The sequence below is a fragment of the Faecalispora anaeroviscerum genome (assembly GCF_947568225.1).
GTDB lineage: Bacteria > Bacillota > Clostridia > Oscillospirales > Acutalibacteraceae > Faecalispora > Faecalispora anaeroviscerum.
Genome location: NZ_CANOOQ010000001.1, coordinates 220,506 through 241,551, shown reverse-complemented (window position 1 = coordinate 241,551; position 21,046 = coordinate 220,506). Strand labels below are relative to the sequence as shown.

Genomic DNA, 21,046 nt, shown 5'->3' with positions numbered 1-21,046 from the left:
TTGAGTCTGATACAATAGCAATCATAAGATTTTGTTATGCAGCGGACAAAGAGACATGAATTTGTGAGGTGATCAGATGAATAAGGTTATTCGCAGTAATGTTGTGCATCTGCCTTACAGTTTGCATGATAGAACGGTGATTGGTTTTGAGGTGGCAAACGATATCCTTCGAATGCAGTTCCAAGACGGATTTGTAAAAACGATAGAACCTTTTGAACAAATAGACGGCAGCATTGAGTTTGAGAAAATAGATTGGGATTTCAGTTTTGTGTATCTGCTGGAATATCAGAATGTTTTATGCGGTAATGTGGGTTGCTTTACCGGTAGTAAAATGAATTTAAAAGATTTTATAAATCGTTATAACGAATTTACCTTCGAGGTCGTAGACGAAACTTACGGCTTTAATACCTCCAAATTTGACGGATATTTTTCAGGTAAAGATGAGATAAAAGAATGTATGATAGAAATATATCATCTAGGTGATATGAGCTATATCGTTAAAGAATAATTTCCGGTTTATAGTTATTTAAAAACGGGCTGCCTGAAGGCAGCCCGTTTTTAATAGTCTAAATCATTTTTTCTGCTTCTCACCAAACAAGGGAGATTTACAGGCCGCTCCACATGGCTCCACCTGAGAAAAGGTGTATGAATCCAGCTGCTTGCGCACCGACTCCGAAATTTCGGCATAGATGCGGTGATACCGGCAGGCCAGATGCGTGCAGGCATATTCATCCTGCTGGCACCGGCTGATCATGTAAGGGCCTTCCACCGACTCAATCACTTCGCGCAGGGTAATCTGACTGCCGGGACGGGCCAGCGTATACCCGCCGTGCGCTCCTTTATAGGACTGAACGATCCCGTCGGAAACCAGCTTACGCAGAATCTTCAGCGCGAATCTAGGCGGAACACACGTCCCCTCCGAAATGCTGCGTGCATCGGCCTTTTGATTGGATGCCGCCAGAAAATCCACAATTCTAACCGCATAGTCCGTTTCTAATGTCATGTGCATGACGAGGCTCCTTCCATTAATCCAGGAAGTCCTTCAGCTTCTTGCTGCGGCTGGGATGACGGAGCTTGCGCAGCGCCTTAGCCTCGATCTGGCGAATGCGCTCACGGGTCACGTTAAACTCCTTTCCCACTTCCTCCAGCGTGCGGGAACGGCCGTCTTCCAGGCCAAACCGCAGACGAAGCACCTTTTCTTCTCTGGGGGTGAGGGTGTCGAGCACCTCGCCCAGCTGCTCACGCAGCAGCGTGTGAGAGGCGGCATCCGCCGGAGCGGGAGCTTCATCGTCGGGGATGAAGTCGCCGAGATGGCTGTCTTCTTCCTCACCGATCGGGGTTTCGAGCGAAACCGGCTCCTGTGCCACCCGCATGATTTCGCGAACCTTATCCACCGGCATGTCCAGCTCGAGAGAAACCTCGTCTGCAGTCGGCTCGTGGCCGTTGCTGTGCAGAAGCTGACTCGATACCTTTTTCACTTTATTGATCGTTTCGACCATATGAACCGGGATACGGATGGTTCGCGCCTGATCGGCGATTGCGCGGGTAATGGCCTGACGAATCCACCAGGTTGCATAGGTAGAAAATTTAAAGCCCTTGGTATAATCGAATTTTTCCACTGCCTTGATGAGGCCGAGGTTTCCCTCCTGAATCAAGTCGAGGAACTGCATTCCGCGGCCAAGGTAACGCTTGGCAATGCTGACCACCAGACGAAGGTTCGCTTCGGACAGACGCTTCTTTGCCGCTTCGTCTCCGTTTGAAATACGGATAGCCAGGTCGATCTCCTCTTCGGGGGAGAGGAGCGGAACGCGGCCAATCTCTTTGAGGTACACCTTCACCGGGTCGTCGATGGCGATTCCCTCTGTGACCAAAGCCGACTCCACATCTTCGCTGTCACTGCTCGAGGGAATCTCGAGCCCCTCGAGCGGGATGTTGGCAAAATCCTCTATGATCTCGACGCCCTGGCTTTCAAGCGTATCGTAAAACTTTTCTATTTGCTCCGGATCAAAATCAAGCTCACCGAGAGCATCCAGAATTTCTTTGGTTGAAAGCTGTCCCTTGCTTTTCCCCAGCTCGATCAGATCTCTGATGACTGTTTTCTTATCAGGCGTTTCCATATGCGTAGTTCCCCCTATTTTTTCTGCTCCCTTAATCTTTGCAGATAGTCCCGAATGTCTTGCGGAGCCGCCGAACCAACGTCCTGCGGATCCAGCTTTGTGCGCTCCTGTAAAATCACATTCCGGTACTCCTTTGCGTCCTGAGCAGTCACATTGACCTGATGGTAATCTGCCAGCATTTTCGCAACAGAAGAAATCTCTTCCACAGAGAATTCTCCCGCAAGGTCTGTAAGGCCGCATGCCTTGCCATCCTTAATCTTCCCCAGAATGACCGTATATAATCGACGATTGAACATGGTAACGAAATTTTCGGGCGGCAGAGCCGCTTCCAGCGTTTTTGCCGCGTCCGGATGCTGCATCAGATAGACGATCAACGCTTCCTCCGCGTTGGCCGCACGCAAATGCCGGCTTTTTTCCGGATTCACGGTGTCGCGGATTCCCGCCGTCTGCTGTTGAAACGCCCGGAACTGCCGCCGGTCCTTGTCTTTTCGTCGCTTTTTTGTATTTTTTTCCACCTGCATCAGAATGGACGATCGCTCGATCCCGATTTCCTCCGCCAGGCGGCCTGCGTAAATCTCCTGTTCCATGCGGCTGTCGAGCGTAGCCAGAAGCTCTGCCGCACCGGTCAGGTAAGCCACCTTTCCGTCAGACGTTTGCAGGTTATGTCCCGCTCGCAGCTTTTGCAAGCGATACTCCACATCGTTTCCGCTGCTTTCCATCAGCTGGCGGAACCGCGCCGGCCCCTGCTCACCGTAGGAACGCATGAATTCGTCCGGGTCTTTGCCCGAAGAAAGGCTGAGTACCCGCACCGTCAACCCCGCTTCCCGCAAAAGCGGAATCGCGCGTGAGCTGGCCTTCTGGCCGGCTTCGTCCGAATCGTAGCACAGAAAGACCTCTCCCGTGTAGCGCGCCAAAAGCCGCGCCTGCTCCGTCGTCAGCGCTGTGCCAAGCGTGGCAATCGCATTCTGAAAGCCAGCCTGATGCAGCGCGATCACGTCCATGTAGCCCTCGGCCAAAATCAGGCCGTCCTTCGCGTTGTTCTTTGCGAAATTCATCGCGAACAGCCCGGTGCTTTTGTGGAAAACGAGCGTATCAGACGTGTTGAGATATTTCGGCTTTCCATCCCCCAGTATTCGCCCGCCAAACGCAATTACGTTCCCGCGCAGGTCGATGATCGGGTACATCACCCGGGCAAAGAAACGATCCATCACCCTGCCTGTGGAGGCCCGAATAGCGACATTGGCTTGTAACAGCTCTTCGGGCGTATAGCCCTTGCCGCTCAGGGTATTAACCAGCGCAAAGCGCGAATCCGGCGCATACCCAAGCCCGAAATGGCGGATGGTCTGCGGGGTCAAGCTGCGCCCCAGCAAATAATCCCGCCCCGACGCGCCCTGCTCGCTCAGCAGCTGGGAATGGTAAAACCGCGCGGTCTCACGGTTGATCTCGAGAATGCGGCCCCTGGCTCTGGCCAACCCCTGATCCGCTTCGCTTTCCGGCACGGAAATGCCGGCCCGCTGCGCCAGAAGCCGAACCGCTTCCATGTAATCCAGATTTTCAATTTGGCGGATAAACGTGATCACATCTCCGCCCGCACCGCACCCGAAGCAGTAAAACGAACCGTTTTCGGGGTAAACGTGAAACGACGGTGTCTTTTCGCTGTGAAATGGGCAAAGCCCGGAAAGGGTTCTGCCGCTGTGCCGCAGGCTGACATAGGATGAAACCACGTCGGCAATATCGCTGCGGCTTTTCAGCTCCTGTAAAAAATCATCCGGCAGTGCCAACTGATCCCCCTCCTATCCCCGGCGCTTAATGGTCCCAGGATTTTGGAACGCTGATGTCCTGAAACAGCACCACGGCATACCGGTCGGTCATGCCCGCAATAAAATCCGCAGCGGCCCGTTCGGTTCCCTCCAGCTCCGCTGTTTCGCGCAGATCCTGCGGCAAATGCGCGGGGTTCTTTGCGTATTCAAACAGCGTCGTGATTAGAAAAGGAACCTTTTCCTCTTCCTTTTTGGCATAAGGATTGAAATAGACCTGTTCAAACATAAACTTGCGCAGCTCCAGAAACAGCGGGAGGATCTCTTCCTCCATGCGAATATCTGCTCCTTCGCTCGCTCGGATCACCGACTTGACCAACGTGCCAATGCGCACCGATTTTCGGGTACCCAGCACACTGGTAATATGTCCGGGAATATCCTCCTCGGTCAAAACGCCCGCGCGCACCGCGTCGTCAATATCGTGGTTGATGTAGGCGATTTGGTCCGCCAGACGGACAATGCGCCCCTCCGGTGTTTGCGCCTGTGTACCGCTGGTATGGCACAGAATCCCGTCGCGCACTTCTTTGGTGAGGTTCAGGCCCCGGCCCTCGTTTTCGAGCTTCTCCACAACACGCACGCTCTGCTCATTATGACGGAAGCCCTGCTCACACAGCTGATCCAGCACCCGTTCACCCGCATGACCGAACGGAGTATGTCCCAGATCGTGCCCGAGAGAAATCGCTTCGGTCAGATCTTCATTGAGCAGCAGCCCCCGTGCAATGGTGCGCGCAATCTGCGAAACCTCAAGCGTATGGGTCAGCCGGGTGCGGTAATGGTCGCCCTCCGGCGACAAAAACACCTGCGTTTTGTGCTTTAGCCGGCGAAACGCCTTGCAGTGAATGATGCGGTCGCGGTCACGCTGAAATGGCGTGCGCATCTCGCATTCCTCTTCGGGCCGGTCGCGGCCCTGTGTTTTTTTCGATAATGTCGCATAAGGCGACAAAATTTGCTCTTCTAGCAGCTCGGTTCTCTCTCTAACGGTCATAGTGATCACCCGCAATCCTCTCATAAGGATATACGCAAAGAGAGCCTAAATCTCCTGCTTCCACTCAAAATATTTTTCTCCTGTTTGTTCCGCCTCTACCGTTCCGCCGGTGGCATCTGCCAACCGCTTTCGGAAGAAGGGCACATCATCCTGCGCCATGTGGAAACGAAGCGTGACAATCTCGGTAAAATCCGATTCGTCAACCACCCCTGCGCACTCCGGGATCAGTGCCGCCAAAATTCCGTACTGGGAATAGTCGCACTGAAGCCGAAGCAGCCAGCAAAGGCGCATAACAATGGGCTTTGCCGCCTGAATGCCAAGCGAGGCCGCGTGGGAATACGCACGCACCAGACCGCCCGCTCCCAGCAGCACACCGCCAAAGTAACGGGTTACCACAACGGCTGCATCAACAACGCCGGGCTTTTGCAGAACCTCCAGCACCGGCATCCCGGCCGTTCCCTGTGGCTCGCCGTCGTCAGAATAGCGGCGCAGCTGGCCGCCGCGCAGCGAATACGCATACACGTTATGGGACGCGTCCCAATGCTTCTGGCGGATTTCGTTCAGGAAAGAAATTGCGTCCTCCTCGGTGGAAACCGGCCTTGCATAGCCGATAAACCGGGAACGACGCTCCGTAAATTCCGCACAGGCATTTTGGCTGACGGTTTTGTATTCTGTCATAAACCTGTCCCGCCTTTTTCATAGAATGATAAAAAGACGGGCGGCGCATCGCGCCGCCCCCCATAATTCCAGACTAAAACTTCCGCAGGATGCTTCAGGACGATTATTTCTCCTGAAGACCGTAACGCTTTTTAAATGTGTCTACGCGACCGCTTGTATCAATCAGCTTCTGTTTGCCGGTGAAGAACGGATGGCACTTGGAGCATATTTCAACGCGGATATTGTCTTTGGTAGACCGTGTCTCGATCTCATTTCCGCAAGCGCATTTAATGGTCGTCTTCTGGTACTTCGGATGGATTGCTTCCTTCATTCCTGTCACCTCTTTCAACGAAAGTACAACTTATCAATATAAGTATAACAAAGGAATTTTAGCACAAAGATATTAAAAAAGCAAGTACTATTCCTTCAAAATCTTTATTTTTTCGATTGTTTGGCAAGATAAGACACATATTCCTCTAAACAAAAGCCCATTTGGCGCATGCGCTGGGCGTTTTCCTGCCCCACATAACGAAAATGCTGCGGCTCCGCGCCTCGCTGCGTAACGCTTGTTTTGTTTTCGGGATACCGCAAAACAAAACCATATTGCGGGCTGTTGACCAAAAGCCATTTAGATTCCGCTCCGCCAGCTCCTCCGGTCAATTCAAAATCCACCGCAAGGCCGGTCTGGTATTCACTGTGGCCTCCTCGCTCCACCATCGACTGCGCCGTATCCTCAGCGCGCACCTGCGTGTAGCCCGAAGCCACCAGCTCCTGCACCTTCTGTTTATACAGCTCCTCCTGCTGCTCCGCCGTGACATAGCCCCGTGTAATGTTCAGCGTAACGCCGTCCTCCGCCGCGGAGCGCTTCATCTCTTCATACGCCGCGGCCAGGCGCTTATCCACCTCCACGCCGTCTTCCTTTGTCAAATCAGGCACAACGCTCTGCGCAAGACTGCGGTCACTGTTGACGAGAATCAGAAGCTCCGGCGCGCTGCTGGCTACCGACGACTGCGCCGGCTCAGAGTATTCCGGCGCCGAGGAAGCAAAAAGCTCCTTTTCCAAAGACGGATGCAATTGATGCCAGACAAGCAGCAACCCCGCCGTTACTGAAATCAGAATGACCACCGCGACAACGGTCATCAGGATTCGAAGCCGCCGTACCTGGTTCACACTGCGCCAGCCGGGCTGGCTTTTGAGCACCTTGTTTCCACGACTGCCGGATCGTCCATCTCTTTTCCATAGTCCCACGCCGCGCACTCCTCTCTCTATGGCAACGCACTGCTTCCTTGCAGCCATGTGCCCTTTGCGTTTTCTTCTTTATTGTATATGTTATCATAAAATTTTTCAATATCTGTTTGTAATCCAGAGAAGTAAACTATTTTCTTTTTCCTCATTAACATTTGTTTGATTTTTGACAAAATATGATGTAGTATTAGCGTGGAGAAAATCAGGATTTGCGCCGTAACGCTTAACTATGAAACCCGTCGTTCGAATGGAGGAATTACCGTGAGAAAAACCAAAATCATCTGTACGCTTGGCCCCTCAACCGATAAAGAAGCTGTTCTTCGTCAGCTGATGCTGTCTGGCATGGATGTTGCCCGCCTGAACTTTTCCCACCAATCCCATGCAGAGCAGAAGGTGCGCGCAGATATGGTGAAAAAGCTGCGTCAGGAGCTGGATCTTCCCGTAGCACTGCTGCTTGACACAAAAGGCCCCGAGGTACGCATTAAAACATTTTCCACCCCGCAGGTTACACTGGTGCAGGGCCAGGAATTCACCCTGACCACACGGCAGGTGGACGGAACCGATCAGATCGTCAGCGTCACCTTTGCCAATTTGCCGAAGGATGTATCCCACGGATCTCAGATTCTGATCGACGATGGGTTGATAGAGCTGAGAGTGGAATCCTGTACCGATACCGATGTTTTGTGTACCGTGGTAAACGGCGGCACACTTTCTGCAAACAAGGGCGTGAATGTGCCCGGGATTCAGCTTTCTCTACCGTTTATTGGCGAGCAGGATCAGAAGGACATCTCCTTTGCCGTGCAGGAGGATTTTGATTTTATCGCCGCGTCCTTCACACGCAGCGCCCGCGACATTCTCGAGCTGCGCAGCGAGCTGGAAAAACTAAACTGCCACAGCATGCGCATCATCGCTAAAATTGAAAACCGCGAAGGTGTTAATAATATTGATGAGATCATCCGCGTAGCCGACGGTATTATGATTGCCCGCGGCGATTTGGGGGTAGAGATTCCTCTCGAAGAAATCCCCGTGGTGCAGAAGCGCCTAATCAAAAAAGGCTATAACGGCGGCATGCAGGTCATCACTGCCACCCAGATGCTGGATTCGATGATGAAGAATCCCCGCCCCACCCGTGCGGAAGCCACCGACGTAGCCAATGCCATTTATGACGGCACCAGCGCAATTATGCTTTCGGGTGAAACGGCTGCCGGCAAGTACCCCATTGAATCCTTGAAAACAATGTCTACGATCGCCGAACGCACCGAACGCGATATCAATTATAAATCCCGCCTGGCACAGCTGGTTGGCAAGGAATCCCCGAACGTTACCTCCGCAATCTCCCATGCCACCTGCACCACAGCGCATGATCTCGGCGCCGTAGCGATCATCACGGTTTCGAAATCCGGCAGAACCGCCCGTATGGTTTCGAAATACCGCCCCGCCTGCCCGATTATTTCCGGCACCACCAGTGAAACAGTACGCCGCCAAATGAACCTTTCCTGGGGTGTGATCCCGATTATGGTGGAGGAGCAGGTCAACACCGACAAGCTGTTTGACCATGTGGTGAAGGTTTCGAGAGACCGCGGTCTGGTAAAGGACGGTGACGTTGTCGTAATCACCGCTGGTGTACCCGTAGGCTTTTCCGGCACCACCAATCTGCTGAAGGTGCAGATGGTAGGCGACATCCTTGTTTCGGGGCGCGGAGTCAACCAGGGGTATGCCTGCGGCAACCTGTGTGTGTGCCAGACAGAGGAAGAAGCCTGGCAGCGCTTTAAGCCTGGTGATGTTCTGGTGCTGCCCCGCTCCACCAACAAGCTGATGGAGCTGATTCGTCTGAGCTCCGCGATCATTACCGAGCAGGACGGCCTCAATTCCCACGCGGCGATTGCAGGGATGGCCCTGAACAAGCCAGTAATCGTTAACGCGGAAAATGCCACACAGCTGCTGAAGAGCGGGACCACCGTAACAGTAGATGCCATGCGCGGAATCGTATACAGCGGCATTCACAAGCAGGAAAAACATTAACGAAAGAAGGGCCGCCGCTTTTTTTTGAAATTGGAGGCCCTTTTTAAAATATTTTTTTGTATAGGCGCTTGATTTTTATTTAAATATAGTTTATAATAAGCCACATTGTTCTTGCCGGTGTGGTGAAATTGGCAGACGCGCTGGACTCAAAATCCAGTCCTGGCGACAGGGTATCGGTTCAAGTCCGATCACCGGCACCAAACGCACATAACCCGAACATTCACTTTATCGGTGAAGCGTTCGGGTTTGTGTTTTTATTGAACTGAAACAAAATGAGGGATAGCCTTTTTATAGGTTATCCCTCGTTTGTTGTTCCGCTAATAAATTAACTTTGATTTTTCGCTGCTTTTTCCTTTTGTTACTCCTGCATGTCTTAAACCCTGCTGCTTGTCCCTATTCGTTTTCAAAAAATACCGAATGGCGGAATAGAGTGTTTCAGCAAGAACTTCAAGATTGTGCTTGGAGAACATCAAGAGCAGACTATGCGTGTCTAAAAACACAAGCCCGAATCTATGAACTACTCTATAGGATGGAAAACGCTGCTTAACCCGAAAATTTCCATAATCTACATAAACTTAATTGCATTGTTAGCCAATACGATATATAATATATACAATAATTAATTCGGAAAAGGATAGTTTAATGGATTATATGACAGCGAAAGAAACAGCGGAAAAATGGACAATTACTCCACGCCGGGTGCTGTTCGGTTTGGGGTTAATTGGGCGATACCTAAGGGATGTGATGAAACCTAAAGATGGTAGATACAAAGATATTAATAAATGATTGGAGAGGTAATTGTGATAAACTTACAAAAAGAATTTTTGGATTTTCATGAAAAAATAAAGTTATCTGATGAGAATGCAATACTTCGAGAAAAAAGAGAAATTTTACTTAATAAATTGTCAGATAATATTAGTGATGAAGCTGCTACATACACAACTTTTAATCAGGGTAGTTATGCTATGGGGACAGGCATTAAGCCGGAAGATGACGATTATGATATTGACGTTGGAGTTAAATTCAACATCAATAAAGATGATTATACCGATCCAATAAAAGTAAAAAAATGGGTACGAGATGCATTGGATGGTCACACAAAAAGTGTTGAGATTCGCCGGTCTTGTGTTACTGTAACATATCAAAAAGATGATGAGCCAATATATCATGTGGATTTTGCTATTTATGCTGCATTAAATGATGATAGCAAAATGTATATTGCCAAAGGTAAAGAGTTTTCTACTGAAGAAAACCGAAAATGGGAAGTATCTGATCCTCAAGGATTGATTACGACTATAAAGGATAAACACAAAGATGACGATGCAAAACAATTTCGCAGAGTTATCCGTTATCTAAAAAAATGGAGAACCCACAATTTTTCATCTGATGGAAATGAAGCTCCTACTGGAATTAGCCTTACAATACTTGCGTATAACTACTTTTCAGTTTCCAAAGCATATGATTGGGCTAAACAAAAAGAAGTTTACGATGATTTCACTGCCCTATACAATTTAGCAGTAAGTATTAAGAACTCTTTTTCTTACAAATGGAATGAATCAGATACTCAATGGTATTACACAATTTCGATCAATTTACCTGTGGAACCGAATAACAATCTTTTTGAAAAAATGACAGATAAGCAATTAAATAGCTTCTATGATAAAGTAGTTGCATTAGTGACCAAACTAGATGAAGTTAAAGGCAAAGATAAACGTTCAGATGCTTGCGCTATTTTGATTAAAGTTTTCGGTGATGATTTTCCGTCAACTGTAGATAAAAGTATGGTCGGCACTTCGGAATCGGCGTCCCTATAGGATAAATTATGAGTCTTGAGGAAATTGCAGACATTGTTAACAAACTCAATCTAAAGCGTAATGTTAATTTTGAACTTTGTGATTCTACCAGACCAAAGTATCTTTGTGAATACTCTGGTCTGGTTAAGCTTGCAACCAATGAGAATCTTCATCTTAGGATTTCTTTTTCTGAATATTTTCCTTTATCCCTTCCAGAAATATATGTTGATGATACTTCAATATTTCGTGCTCATGTTGGGATATCAGGAAAATTGTGCCTATTTGATTCTAGTGCAATTCTAGTTAAACAAAATATGGAAGGTCAAATTCTTATAGACTGCTTTGATCAAGCTATGACAATATTGAATATTGTCCCCGGTAGCAAAAAATATAACGATGAAGTTTGCCGAGAATTTGATTCCTATTGGATGGCTGTAAGAACAAAAAAGACATACTCATGTCTTAATACCGGTGATATTCTATTTGGAGAATATCCAATGGTAATTTCTAAGGGAATCAGTGTTGTTGCTAATACAAAAAATGAAGCTGAAGCTATACTTCAAAATAATTTCGAGCTTACCATAGATCAGGATACTTTCGAAAGAACATGTATAGTTGTAAGAATTCGAAATTCAAGTAGTATGATACCGCTAGCTAAACAGTATAAGTGGAGCACTATTCGTAGATATATTACTGAAAATACTTCATCTTCCGTAAAGCGTCAATTTCGTAAGTTCATTAATAAGAAAGTCAAGCATTTTATTCGCTATTTACTCTTAATATATCCTGCAAAAGATGGGGAAATATTATTTGGTTTTCGTTTAGAGTTTAATAACAGCAGATTTAGTAAAATTGAAAATTCGTTAAGCTGTAAGGTTGAAAACACCTTCTGTGAAAGACTTGACTATAACTATTTACTATCGAGAGGGGGAGCAGCATCTTCGCTCAAAAATAAAAGTGTGTTGCTTTTAGGTTGTGGTTCAGTAGGCGGATATATAGCCAATGATTTATGTCAAGTTGGCATAACCAATCTTGATATTTTAGATGACGATTTTTTTCAAGCGGAAAATATTCATCGGCATCTACTGGGGTTTGACTCTTTACAGCCAAATCAGTATAAATACAAATCAGATTTAGTAAAAAAGGAGTTGGAGTCAAAATTCCTTTATGCCGATATTGATTCTATGAATTTTGCAGATAGATCGGTACAAGCGTTTATTCAAGAACCTCTTCGATTATCTCACTATGATTTGATAATATCTGCTTTAGGGGAACCGACCTTAAACTTAGAAATAAACAAGATATTGGTAAGTCATAATATAGACACACCGTTTTTGTGTTGCTTTAATGAACCATATGGTATTGGAGGACATGTAATTATTTCGAATATAGATAAACATTCATGTATGCAATGTTTATATACTGACCCTATATCAAGTGAACTTGTTCCTTTTAGGGGAAGTTTAGTAGCACCAGATCAAATTTTCAAAAAAAATCTTTCGGGTTGCAGCAGTTCTTTTGTACCTTATAGTTGTCTGGATTCACAACAAACAGCTATTTATGCCAGTAGGAAATCTATTGAAATCTTAACCGGTAAACTAATGCATAACCAAATAATAACTTGGTTTGGTAATGCTGACGAATTTTTGTCGAAAGGATTTGCTGTGTCAGAATTTTATACAAATAATCATCAGAAGAAATATTTTGAATCTGCAATAAATACAAGCAAAAATTGTCCTGTTTGTACAAAAACTTTTGAGGGGTAAGTTGATGATATTTTATTATGAAGAGTTAATTACTTTAGAAATAGAAGAACTGGCACAGTGTAAGTTTGATAACTATATAAAAAATAATAAATTCAAATTTGAATCAGGAGGAATATTAATAGGGACCTTAAATCATGCGGTGAACAAAATTATGATTACAGATATTACCGAACCTCAACACGAAGATCGCCAATCAAGATTTATGTTTACAAGACGTGAAAAAGGGCATCAAGATATCATGGATACACTTTGGGAAAACTCACATTATACAAAAACTTATTTAGGAGAATGGCATACACATAATGAACCCTCGCCTACCCCTTCATTTGTCGATAAACGTAATTGGATAAAGATATCTGAAAGAGATAAGAACTCACAATGGTTATTTTTTATTATTGTAGGAACCTATGAGATTAGGGCTTGGACAGTAAGTCAAGGTCAAATTATTGCTTTAAATAAAAAATCTTAGAATAGGAGATTAGGCCATTGGTAAAACAATTTTTCAATGCTTTAAAAAGTATTCCAAATAGATTTCTAAAATGGAGTTTTGCAATAGACACTCCAGTCTTTATAGTTACTGTATTTGGAAAACCTGTTTTAGATAATATTAAAATCGGCTCATATGGTAAAATGTATGATACTTTGTGCGCCTTTCTTCCTTGGTTGAATGCCTTTTTATCTTCTAGTATTGCTAAGTTTATTGTAATAACATATACTGTTTTTTGCATTCTTATTCTACTCACAAAAAAGCTATATAGACCTTTGGCTGTATTGATTAAGCATTCATCTTTGGGATACACAATAGGTGATATTGATGAGACATTTAAACAAAAATTCTGGTTTAAATATATTAATATTGATATTTCAAATCTGATAGAAACAAATATTCCGGAAGCGATAAGATTTCAAGATGCAAAACTTCAAGAAATCAAAGCCATAAGACGAAGAAAGTGTTTTTATTATGGGATAGCACACACTCCGCTCATATTTAGACTTGGTTATCAGGTTGGTTTAAAGGATATGAATTTTTTACATAGTTATCAAAGAGGCTCAGGTAATAAAAAATTCAGAGAGCTATGTGAATACGATTTGGATAAATATGACTTTTCTAGGTTTGACCAAGAAAATCTAGAATCTAAATCTCAGGAGTTATTAGTTACAATTGCTACAACATATCCAATAAGTAAGGTAGACTTAGCATGCTTTAATTTGACAGAAATGCATACATTAGAGATAGAAGCTTCAGATATAAATATGGGAACTGATTTTTTTAGCTCTTATCGAAAAATAATCTCATACTGTACTGCAATTACGGATGAATTAAGAAAAATATGCAAGCAGTATAACATCAAAAAAATCCATATAGTCCTATCAACATCGGTGAACTTTACTTTTGTGTTGGGACAATATTTAAACAATAACCAGATTCCTGAAACAATTGTCTATCACTATAAAAAGGGAGAAGAACCTTGCTATCCTTGGGGAATTAGCATTCAAAAGGATTGGGATAGTGCATACATTAATATGAAAGCGGCTGATATAATCTCTCAGAAATAAAATATTGTAAATGAGAGTTCACTTACAAATAACCCGAACATTCACTTTATCGGTGAATTGTTCGACTATGTGTTTTCATAGAGCTAAAGCGAAAGAGGGATAGTCGTTAGGCTATCTCTCTTTCATTTCATGAGCATATTAAACTTGCTTGTGCACTGTTTTCCCCGTTTGCTGCTCCTGCCATGCCTTAAATTCCGCTTGCCCCTGTTTGCTTTCAAAAAATTCCCGAATGGAGGGATAGAGCGTTTCGGCGAGAGCTTCCAGCTCGTGCTTAGGGATGGCTGTTCCCTGATTTTTTGCTTTTGCCATTAGGAACACCCCCTATTGGCTTGGATTCTTTGCAATTATCTGTATCAAAGGGTAAATCACCCTTATCTTTGATTTCCGTCCAGCCCTCTAGTGCTTTTTGACGCGGCGAAAAATATTCCTTCGTGGTCATTTCGTCATACTGATTTTCGCCAGTAAAATGTACAACTTTGTGAATACGGCGTATAAAAGCATTCCAGATTGTAGGAGTTTCCACACGTACATTTGCATATTGGTATTCCAACGGAATGTTGCTGATAATGTACGCCTTTGTATAACACGCCACACGGTTTGCATACCGGCAGGGCAGCATCAGCGGGTATCCGTCCAGAAGGTTGTTCATGTCTTGAATTTTCAGACCGGATGAAAATTCATCAAAAACAATCACATCCTCACTTTGGTATTTATCAAAGCAACCATGCTGATAGCCGGTTATCTGACATACATTTTCATAGCCGTATCGTTCCATGACTAGCTTTGTTTTGCCAAGCCCCGTTGCACCGTATATGTAGGTCGTTTCCAGTATGCGAAAGGTATCGCGGAATTGCTCCGCAATTAGTTCCTGACGGACTTGCTCCAAAGTGGTGCGGTAACGCATTAAATGGGTTTGTGAACGGATAACATCCATTGCGCTGTGACCGTCCTCAAGCATAGCCAGCGCAATATCCCAATCGGTACGCTGACCGGGGCTTTCTGTCGGCAGCACTCCCCATTCCTCAAATGTGCCGGGGATACTGGTGTCGGCTTTTTCATCCTCTGCCCATTTCCCGGACTTTTGAACATAAGCCTGGTTTTCTTCGGAAGTGCCGCAAACCGGGTCAATATGGGCGGTCGGAAAACAGCCCTTGATGGTAGAAAAGCGAATTGGACTGTTAGCGACAAAGAACACATGAGTATGCGGGGTCTGTTCCTGCAAGCCCCGTTCGTCAGCTAAACACCAGTATTTTAGCTGCATTTTATCAAGCACCGCACGAGTTTTTTCATGCGACCAATCCTCACCGGGATTATTGATTGTAAGCAGATATTTTCTGTGCCGTGTATCTTTTTTCAAAGGTTCTCACTTCCTTTGCGAGATAATTTTCGCTGTGATGGTACAGAGGTGTCTGGGTAATACTAGCCAGACACCCGCGCTCGCCCGCCTTACGCTTCGCGCGGCGGGCGGCGCGGGTGGTTGCTATGATAAGGCCTTTACGCATATCTGCCGCATCCGTTCGGAATTCTGTACCGTTCCCACCTTAATAAAATGCAACTGCGAGCCTTGCAGTAACGCAACACCCTCACCTTGCCCGAACATACGGCCTTTGACTTGCTCCATGAAATCAGGCAGCAGCATTTCATAAATGCTCTTGATTGCCGCTCCAAGGACGATTACAACGCCATAGTTTAGGCGTGAGCCAGAGGGAAAAGCAATTGCATCCGGGCGCTGCATGGCGGTAATCAAGCGCACAGACAGGGAGCGCCCAAGCAGTAAAATTTCGCTCACTTTGTTCATCACCACCGCCGCCGCTTTTTTATCCTCATTTACAAGGGACAAGACATTTGCCATGTATTCATCCCAGATCAGCGTAATGGGATGGCTGCTTTCGTCCTCTCCCGACTGTCGGGCGTTCAGGCGGGCATATACGGCATCTAACGCTTCTAGCGAGTACTTGTAGGCATAGTAACGCGGGCAACCACGCAAATACGCAAAGTTGTTATCCCCCTTGTAATCTGCGAAATGGTATTCACCGCCCGATTCTGCCATAATGAGCTTTGCAAACAGGGTGTTTTCAAAATAACTTTTTCCGCTGCCGCTCATGCCGCAAATGAGAATATGACTGTTTGCAGCCGGGGAAATGTCGGTGGTTATGGGGATTTTAGCCCCATAACCGTTCCATGCGTCCAAGTCATATCCCAATGCCAACAGCTTCGGCGCGTCAGACTTCATCATACAGCACATCTTCTCTGCGGATTTCGGCTCCCGGCACAGCGGTAATGATGATCATATTGCGGTTACGTCCGTTCCTGCCGCCATACTTGATAGGTTCCACAAAATGGATATTGAGCGCATCCTGTATTTCCGCGCGGTGCGTTTCCCATGTTTCCATAGCCACACCAAGTGAATAGAATGCCATCACGCTGACCTGTGTATTTTTGATACGCTTGCATGAAATCAACGCCGGGGCATATCCGTAGCGGTTGGCAAGACCGATTTGCAGCAGGCTGCTTTCAACCGCATTTGCCCGGAACGGCGTTCCTAAGAAAAGCAGCAGCCGAACCAAAAACAGCAGGAACAGTAGCGGGATGAAAACGGCGATAATATAACCCCAAACAGTAATCAGCAGCGATATATCGCTGTGAAAAGGTACTAACGTATCACGGATATTCCAAAGTAAAATAAAAGCGGCACACAGCAGCAGAATTGAAATTCCCTTCCACGTTTTAACCGCTTCTTTTATCCCTGACCATAGGCGCAGCCGCAGGATAGTACGGTTACGCCGTCTTTGCGCCAGAACTTTTTTCTGATGAGAAATATTCTTTGAATCCATATTATTTCCTCCACATAAAGCGCAGTTGCACCGCCGGGAGGAATCCCCCCAAGCGGTACACGCTGTGCGGTTTAAGATTTACTTGCCAACGAGTGTAATCGTTTCGGGCTTGCCCTTGCGGTTGAATGTGATGTCGAGCATATCGCCCGGCTTGCAAGCGGGCAGAGCAAAGCCGTCACGCAGGAAGAGCTTGTCTGTCATTTCGCCGACAACACTTTCGTCGGGAAAGCTAATATACAACTGGATTCCCTTTACCGCCGTACCGTCACCGCTCTGAAAATTCAATTCACGAGCGCCAAGAAGTTTTGCTTTCATGTGAATATCTCCTTAATTTGTATTGAAAAGCGCTTTTCTAATTTTTATAATAGCGCATTTGAAAGCCTATTGACCTTACTGTTTTTTGCTATTATAATTAAGATTGAAATTGAAACTTTTGAGGATGGCCTTATGGAAAAAAATAATTATACAGTTAAACTTCTGCGCACTACAGATAAGTTGTTAGGCGTTTTAGAAGAAAGGCGGGATAACGGTTTAATTGTCAATTCATCTGAATTTGATCCGTCTACCATACTATGCGACTTGCTGTATACGATAGAGTTAACTAATCCTCAAAAAAAACATAGTAACGATATACCGGATTTTTCTTTTAAGGATAATCATCAGGAACACCCATTCTGTTTTAAGCAAAGGACTGTTTATAGTTCCAAAACACAAATGTATTTCGATCTTAAAAGATACTTTCTTATGTTAGATGAATTAAGTAAAATAATTACCAACAACATACATTTAACAATGATTGATTTCGAAGTGCTAAAGCAGTTCTTTGGTTTGGAATTTACTTATCAGATAGAATTTAAACAGCAGAATCCAGAATACTTTGAATTAAAAAAATATGATAAAGAGAAATATCAATATATTCCCCTAGAATATAATTACGACTACGATTTTGAAACAATGTTGGCTCACAATGAAAACTTGGAACACAGATTTGTTTATACCTGCCATTCAACCTTGGATATAGTTTTTTCTGTGTTACACTATCTTTTTTTTAATAAATTTCAATTTAGGAAGTGTGAACACTGCGAAAAAACTTTTGCAACACAAACACTTAAACAAAAATATTGCTCTAGAAAAAGTCCATGTAAAGAATATACGCATTTGGATTGTGGTGCTGCCGTAGACCATTTTATGAAAAAAATCAAGAAGCGCAGAAAGCTGATTATGACTTGCTTAAATAATTTCTATCCCTTAGCCTATAACAAATTTATGGTCGAATATGATGCACACAATTTAGTAGCTGATAAGCAAACAACAAGAAGTTGGAAAACCCTTGAAAAACTCGATTTCATCACCAGTAAAGAATATGTTAAAAATAAATGGTACAGAGCGGAGTATAAATGAAACAGCCATTGCGGCATATAAAACCACAATAGCTGTTTACTTAACTTATTTATTTGTCGGTTAGATTATCTAAGCATACCTCTAAACTAAAAACAACGCCCATGATACTTCTAATCAGTATCTTAGGCGTTGTTTTCTTTTTTAGGGTCTGGCAAAATTTCTATAATATCGGTAATGCGGCAACTGAATATCTGGCAGAGAGCGTCAAGTGTATTGGTTGATACAGATTCGTCATTCATTAGCCTTTGGATAGTCTTGCTGTCCAAATTGTATATACCACATTTGGTTCTCAGAAAATAAGTGCTGATTTTTCTATATTCCATCAGCTTTCTAAGCGGCTCAAAAGAAACCATTGGCGCGCCCTCCCCTCTTGACTTTATATTCATTATCACATATAATGACGATAAACGAATATGAGGAATATTCCTCATATAAAATGGGATGATTGGGAGGGGGAAAGCATAAAAAAACTGATATGGATTATTGGAACCGGAGCAGCGTGTATAATTTACTCTTTTCTGGTCGCGGTCATAGCAATGACGGGACAAATCATTACAAGTATAGGAACACACTCCGAAATACAATCAGTCAATCAGGATTTATTTAATCCCGTAATGGTATTTGGATGGGCTGTTTTGATTATTTTATCTATTTGGATGTGGAAACGGTGGAACGCCAAATGCCACGCCTGTAAACGCTGGAACGCTTTGAAGCTGCAAAAAACAGAAGTTCTAAAGCAAGAGAAAATTTCTGTTCTTGTGGAACTGGAACAAAAAAACTTGAATCGGGAAGTTACCGGCACTCACGACCAATACATTCCCGGCAAACGAAAAACATATCAGGATACATACCAATGCAAATACTGTGGCAATCTGGAAATCCTCACACATACCGAGGATAGTGCGAGTGTATAAAGTTACAGATTGTTTGACTTTATGAGCCATTCTTTTTACAATAAAAGAAATGAAAATGAACTATATGTAACCCATAAGGATATATTTGGAGGAACTTATGATGAAAAAGCGTATTTTATCCCTCACGCTAACGCTGATAATGTGTTTAGGTCTTGCTATTCCAGCTTCAGCGCATGACATGAGCAAGACAGGACAGGCGAATATCGTCAGTGCGGGAATTCACCATACCGGATTGATAGATACCAATGGTTCCCTATGGATGTGGGGCGTTAACTATGAGGGACAATTAGGTAACGGCGGCGGTGGGAACGGTCAAGACGGCATCGGAAAATATCAAACCGTCCCGGTCAAGGTACTGGACAATGTAGTCTCTGTCAGTTGCGGCGAAAATCATACTGCCGCCATCAAAACGGACGGTTCTCTATGGACGTGGGGTGGAAACTACGACGGACAGTTAGGCAACAACTCCACAAAAGATTCTTTAGTCCCTGTCAAAGTATTGGATAACGTAGTTGCTGTCAGTTGTGGGAATGGCTATACTGCCGCCATCAAGAAAGATGGTTCCCTGTGGATGTGGGGAAATAACAACTACGGACAGTTAGGCAAGGGTGTCCCCGGAAATTCTGCAATTCCGGTAAAAGTGCTGGACAACGTATCTGCTGTTAGTTGCGGCCGCTGGGCGCATACCGCCGCTATCAAGACGGACGGTTCCCTGTGGATGTGGGGATACAACAAAAACGGGGAACTCGGTAACGGAGGAAAGGGCAATCAGGAAGCATACAGTCCAGATGGGTCTATTGCTGTGCAGGATGTTCCCGTCAAGGTCATGGATAACGTAACCGCTGTCAGCCTCGGCATGATGTATACGGCTACGGTCAAAACGGATGGTTCGCTGTGGGCGTGGGGAGGTAACGAGTATGGACAATTGGGTAACGGCTCAAGAAAAACCTCAACAGTCCCGGTAAAGGTGATGGATAATGTCGCTGCTGTTAGCTGTGGCAGTAGCTATACCGCCGCTATCAAGAGCGACGGCTCTCTATGGATGTGGGGAGATAATGGTCAAGGGGCGTTGGGTAATGGTTACGTCGGAAATGAGAAGATAAATCAAGGCCGTGGGGACTTCCCTGTGCAAACCCTTCCTGTCAAATTAATGGATGGTGTGGCAGCCGTCAGCGGTGGCACGCTCCATACCATTATCGTTAAAACGGACAGTTCCGTATGGGCATGTGGACGCAGTGGCGAATTGGGGAACGGCAACACAAGCAACAGTACGGATATATATGGATATGCTATGCAGACCACCCCGGTGAAAATTTCCACTCTGACAGCCAAGTTGAAATAAGTTTTCCGAAAACATAAAACCCCATTACATGAAATCGACAGGGCAATTAAGGTGTTGACTTTAATTGCCCTGTGTTTTTATGCAATTATCGTGTTGACAATTCAACTCATATATTGTATTATCACATTATAAGAAAGGGGCGTTGACTATGCAAGAGGTAGCGCAACGGTTAAAGGGCTTGCGGGAGAGTGTGAACCTATCACAAGCTAAAATAGCCGCACTGATGGGAGCGACACAAGCAAGCGTTAATAGATATGAAAACGGACAGACTTCCCCGCCACTAAAACTGCTGCTTTGGTATGCTGATTTTTTTGACGTTTCTATGGACTATATATTTGCTCGAACAGAGCAGCCAGAGGGCAAGCTATACGAGCATAAGCCAAAAGTCGTTGAAGCCATTACACGGGACAACAAGGAATTACGGCAGTTTGTGGATATGTGTTTTGACCCCTCGTCCCCTGTCAGCGAGAGATTGCGGGATATGCTAACACAGATGTTAAACGAACAAAGGAAATAAGGCGGGGCGTTTCCCCTTGCGGATGTTATTCAAAAAGTCCCCGCCAGTCAAGGCTAAAATGAACTGATTTACAATCAGA

At 45.1% G+C, this 21,046-nt stretch carries 24 protein-coding genes and 1 tRNA gene; 12 read left to right on the top strand and 13 right to left on the bottom strand.

Translation table 11 applies throughout. The features are described 5' to 3' along the window. Nucleotides 1-76: 76 nt before the first annotated feature. Nucleotides 77-508 carry a hypothetical protein gene (locus QOS46_RS01245; protein ID WP_283606681.1) on the top strand — a complete coding sequence of 144 codons (432 nt, stop codon included), beginning with the start codon at nt 77-79 and terminating at the stop codon, nt 506-508. Between the two features lie 63 nt (nt 509-571). Here the strand turns inward: QOS46_RS01245 and QOS46_RS01240 are convergent, their stop codons facing one another. The 7 genes from QOS46_RS01240 to QOS46_RS01210 all read right to left on the bottom strand — a co-directional run bounded on the left by QOS46_RS01240 (nt 572) and on the right by QOS46_RS01210 (nt 6,824). Continuing rightward, nucleotides 572-1,009, bottom strand: coding sequence for an RrF2 family transcriptional regulator (locus tag QOS46_RS01240; protein WP_283606679.1), 438 nt, complete (start codon nt 1,007-1,009; stop codon nt 572-574). Nucleotides 1,010-1,025: 16 nt separating this feature from the next. Then, complete coding sequence (gene rpoD / locus QOS46_RS01235; RefSeq protein ID WP_283606677.1) at nt 1,026-2,117, bottom strand: RNA polymerase sigma factor RpoD; 1,092 nt, start codon at nt 2,115-2,117, stop codon at nt 1,026-1,028. A gap of 14 nt (nt 2,118-2,131) precedes the next feature. After that, nucleotides 2,132-3,898 (bottom strand): DNA primase, encoded by a 1,767-nt coding sequence (dnaG, locus tag QOS46_RS01230; protein WP_283606676.1) that lies wholly within the window; start codon nt 3,896-3,898, stop codon nt 2,132-2,134. A 25-nt stretch (nt 3,899-3,923) separates the two neighbouring features. Further along, entirely contained in the window at nt 3,924-4,919 is a 996-nt protein-coding gene (locus QOS46_RS01225) for a deoxyguanosinetriphosphate triphosphohydrolase (RefSeq protein ID WP_283610746.1), read from the bottom strand. A 45-nt stretch (nt 4,920-4,964) separates the two neighbouring features. After that, nucleotides 4,965-5,597: an IMPACT family protein gene (locus QOS46_RS01220; RefSeq protein WP_283606675.1), complete on the bottom strand. Its 633-nt coding sequence runs from the start codon at nt 5,595-5,597 to the stop codon at nt 4,965-4,967. A gap of 103 nt (nt 5,598-5,700) precedes the next feature. Further along, nucleotides 5,701-5,907 (bottom strand): 50S ribosomal protein L31, encoded by a 207-nt coding sequence (gene rpmE / locus QOS46_RS01215; RefSeq protein ID WP_283606674.1) that lies wholly within the window; start codon nt 5,905-5,907, stop codon nt 5,701-5,703. 104 nt (nt 5,908-6,011) lie between these two features. Continuing rightward, nucleotides 6,012-6,824, bottom strand: coding sequence for a M15 family metallopeptidase (locus tag QOS46_RS01210; protein WP_283606672.1), 813 nt, complete (start codon nt 6,822-6,824; stop codon nt 6,012-6,014). A 258-nt stretch (nt 6,825-7,082) separates the two neighbouring features. Between QOS46_RS01210 and pyk the strand changes: the two genes are divergently transcribed. From pyk to QOS46_RS01175, 7 genes are all read left to right on the top strand, one after another. After that, a complete protein-coding gene (gene pyk / locus QOS46_RS01205) occupies nt 7,083-8,843 on the top strand; it encodes a pyruvate kinase (RefSeq protein ID WP_283606671.1) in 1,761 nt (586 codons plus the stop codon). A gap of 113 nt (nt 8,844-8,956) precedes the next feature. Beyond that, a tRNA-Leu gene (locus QOS46_RS01200) sits at nt 8,957-9,043 on the top strand. A 442-nt stretch (nt 9,044-9,485) separates the two neighbouring features. After that, nucleotides 9,486-9,629, top strand: coding sequence for a DNA-binding protein (locus QOS46_RS01195; protein WP_283606669.1), 144 nt, complete (start codon nt 9,486-9,488; stop codon nt 9,627-9,629). 14 nt (nt 9,630-9,643) lie between these two features. Continuing rightward, nucleotides 9,644-10,657, top strand: a complete 1,014-nt coding sequence (locus tag QOS46_RS01190; protein WP_283606666.1) for a nucleotidyltransferase domain-containing protein — start codon at nt 9,644-9,646, stop codon at nt 10,655-10,657. 8 nt (nt 10,658-10,665) lie between these two features. Continuing rightward, on the top strand, nt 10,666-12,402 hold the full coding sequence (locus QOS46_RS01185; protein WP_283606665.1) for a ThiF family adenylyltransferase: 1,737 nt from the start codon (nt 10,666-10,668) through the stop codon (nt 12,400-12,402). Nucleotides 12,403-12,406: 4 nt separating this feature from the next. Continuing rightward, a complete protein-coding gene (locus tag QOS46_RS01180; protein WP_283606661.1) occupies nt 12,407-12,871 on the top strand; it encodes a Mov34/MPN/PAD-1 family protein in 465 nt (154 codons plus the stop codon). 17 nt (nt 12,872-12,888) lie between these two features. Then, nucleotides 12,889-13,959: an SAVED domain-containing protein gene (locus QOS46_RS01175; protein WP_283606659.1), complete on the top strand. Its 1,071-nt coding sequence runs from the start codon at nt 12,889-12,891 to the stop codon at nt 13,957-13,959. Between the two features lie 138 nt (nt 13,960-14,097). Here the strand turns inward: QOS46_RS01175 and QOS46_RS01170 are convergent, their stop codons facing one another. From QOS46_RS01170 to QOS46_RS01150, 5 genes are all read right to left on the bottom strand, one after another. Continuing rightward, nucleotides 14,098-14,268: a hypothetical protein gene (locus QOS46_RS01170; protein ID WP_283606657.1), complete on the bottom strand. Its 171-nt coding sequence runs from the start codon at nt 14,266-14,268 to the stop codon at nt 14,098-14,100. Next, nucleotides 14,231-15,316 carry a hypothetical protein gene (locus QOS46_RS01165; protein ID WP_283606654.1) on the bottom strand — a complete coding sequence of 362 codons (1,086 nt, stop codon included), beginning with the start codon at nt 15,314-15,316 and terminating at the stop codon, nt 14,231-14,233. Before QOS46_RS01165 ends, QOS46_RS01170 begins: the two co-directional genes overlap by 38 nt. Before the next feature lie 123 nt (nt 15,317-15,439). Further along, nucleotides 15,440-16,195, bottom strand: coding sequence for an FtsK/SpoIIIE domain-containing protein (locus QOS46_RS01160; protein ID WP_283606652.1), 756 nt, complete (start codon nt 16,193-16,195; stop codon nt 15,440-15,442). After that, nucleotides 16,182-16,793 (bottom strand): hypothetical protein, encoded by a 612-nt coding sequence (locus tag QOS46_RS01155; protein ID WP_283606650.1) that lies wholly within the window; start codon nt 16,791-16,793, stop codon nt 16,182-16,184. The genes QOS46_RS01160 and QOS46_RS01155 overlap by 14 nt, the downstream gene beginning before the upstream one ends. 78 nt (nt 16,794-16,871) lie before the next feature. Continuing rightward, nucleotides 16,872-17,108: a hypothetical protein gene (locus tag QOS46_RS01150; protein ID WP_283606648.1), complete on the bottom strand. Its 237-nt coding sequence runs from the start codon at nt 17,106-17,108 to the stop codon at nt 16,872-16,874. Between the two features lie 132 nt (nt 17,109-17,240). Here QOS46_RS01150 and QOS46_RS01145 point away from each other — a divergent pair, with 132 nt between their 5' ends. After that, the gene (locus tag QOS46_RS01145) at nt 17,241-18,194 is read left to right on the top strand and encodes a hypothetical protein (protein ID WP_283606646.1); all 954 of its coding nucleotides are present in this window, start codon (nt 17,241-17,243) and stop codon (nt 18,192-18,194) included. 122 nt (nt 18,195-18,316) lie between these two features. Here QOS46_RS01145 and QOS46_RS01140 read toward each other — a convergent pair whose 3' ends face one another. Then, nucleotides 18,317-18,547, bottom strand: coding sequence for a helix-turn-helix domain-containing protein (locus QOS46_RS01140; RefSeq protein WP_283606643.1), 231 nt, complete (start codon nt 18,545-18,547; stop codon nt 18,317-18,319). A 60-nt stretch (nt 18,548-18,607) separates the two neighbouring features. On the opposite strand from QOS46_RS01140, the gene QOS46_RS01135 reads away from it, so the two are divergent. The 3 genes from QOS46_RS01135 (at nt 18,608) to QOS46_RS01125 (ending at nt 20,967) form a co-directional block, all read left to right on the top strand. Beyond that, nucleotides 18,608-19,108: a hypothetical protein gene (locus tag QOS46_RS01135; RefSeq protein ID WP_283606641.1), complete on the top strand. Its 501-nt coding sequence runs from the start codon at nt 18,608-18,610 to the stop codon at nt 19,106-19,108. Between the two features lie 97 nt (nt 19,109-19,205). Then, a complete protein-coding gene (locus QOS46_RS01130) occupies nt 19,206-20,450 on the top strand; it encodes an RCC1 domain-containing protein (protein ID WP_283606639.1) in 1,245 nt (414 codons plus the stop codon). A gap of 148 nt (nt 20,451-20,598) precedes the next feature. After that, a complete protein-coding gene (locus QOS46_RS01125) occupies nt 20,599-20,967 on the top strand; it encodes a helix-turn-helix domain-containing protein (protein WP_283606637.1) in 369 nt (122 codons plus the stop codon). Nucleotides 20,968-21,046 lie beyond the last annotated feature (79 nt).

Excerpts from the sequence above, each read along its gene's own strand:
- QOS46_RS01135 (WP_283606641.1), top strand. The coding sequence starts at position 18,608 with ATGAGGAATATTCCTCATATAAAATGGGATGATTGGGAGGGGGAAAGC.
- QOS46_RS01125 (WP_283606637.1), top strand. The coding sequence starts at position 20,599 with ATGCAAGAGGTAGCGCAACGGTTAAAGGGCTTGCGGGAGAGTGTGAAC.
- QOS46_RS01185 (WP_283606665.1), top strand. The coding sequence starts at position 10,666 with ATGAGTCTTGAGGAAATTGCAGACATTGTTAACAAACTCAATCTAAAG.
- QOS46_RS01160 (WP_283606652.1), bottom strand. The coding sequence starts at position 16,195 with ATGATGAAGTCTGACGCGCCGAAGCTGTTGGCATTGGGATATGACTTG.
- QOS46_RS01130 (WP_283606639.1), top strand. The coding sequence starts at position 19,206 with ATGATGAAAAAGCGTATTTTATCCCTCACGCTAACGCTGATAATGTGT.
- QOS46_RS01155 (WP_283606650.1), bottom strand. The coding sequence starts at position 16,793 with ATGGATTCAAAGAATATTTCTCATCAGAAAAAAGTTCTGGCGCAAAGA.
- QOS46_RS01225 (WP_283610746.1), bottom strand. The coding sequence starts at position 4,919 with ATGACCGTTAGAGAGAGAACCGAGCTGCTAGAAGAGCAAATTTTGTCG.
- QOS46_RS01240 (WP_283606679.1), bottom strand. The coding sequence starts at position 1,009 with ATGCACATGACATTAGAAACGGACTATGCGGTTAGAATTGTGGATTTT.
- QOS46_RS01180 (WP_283606661.1), top strand. The coding sequence starts at position 12,407 with ATGATATTTTATTATGAAGAGTTAATTACTTTAGAAATAGAAGAACTG.
- QOS46_RS01140 (WP_283606643.1), bottom strand. The coding sequence starts at position 18,547 with ATGGTTTCTTTTGAGCCGCTTAGAAAGCTGATGGAATATAGAAAAATC.
- QOS46_RS01220 (WP_283606675.1), bottom strand. The coding sequence starts at position 5,597 with ATGACAGAATACAAAACCGTCAGCCAAAATGCCTGTGCGGAATTTACG.
- QOS46_RS01195 (WP_283606669.1), top strand. The coding sequence starts at position 9,486 with ATGGATTATATGACAGCGAAAGAAACAGCGGAAAAATGGACAATTACT.
- rpmE (WP_283606674.1), bottom strand. The coding sequence starts at position 5,907 with ATGAAGGAAGCAATCCATCCGAAGTACCAGAAGACGACCATTAAATGC.
- QOS46_RS01145 (WP_283606646.1), top strand. The coding sequence starts at position 17,241 with ATGGAAAAAAATAATTATACAGTTAAACTTCTGCGCACTACAGATAAG.
- rpoD (WP_283606677.1), bottom strand. The coding sequence starts at position 2,117 with ATGGAAACGCCTGATAAGAAAACAGTCATCAGAGATCTGATCGAGCTG.
- QOS46_RS01245 (WP_283606681.1), top strand. The coding sequence starts at position 77 with ATGAATAAGGTTATTCGCAGTAATGTTGTGCATCTGCCTTACAGTTTG.
- QOS46_RS01170 (WP_283606657.1), bottom strand. The coding sequence starts at position 14,268 with ATGGCAAAAGCAAAAAATCAGGGAACAGCCATCCCTAAGCACGAGCTG.
- QOS46_RS01150 (WP_283606648.1), bottom strand. The coding sequence starts at position 17,108 with ATGAAAGCAAAACTTCTTGGCGCTCGTGAATTGAATTTTCAGAGCGGT.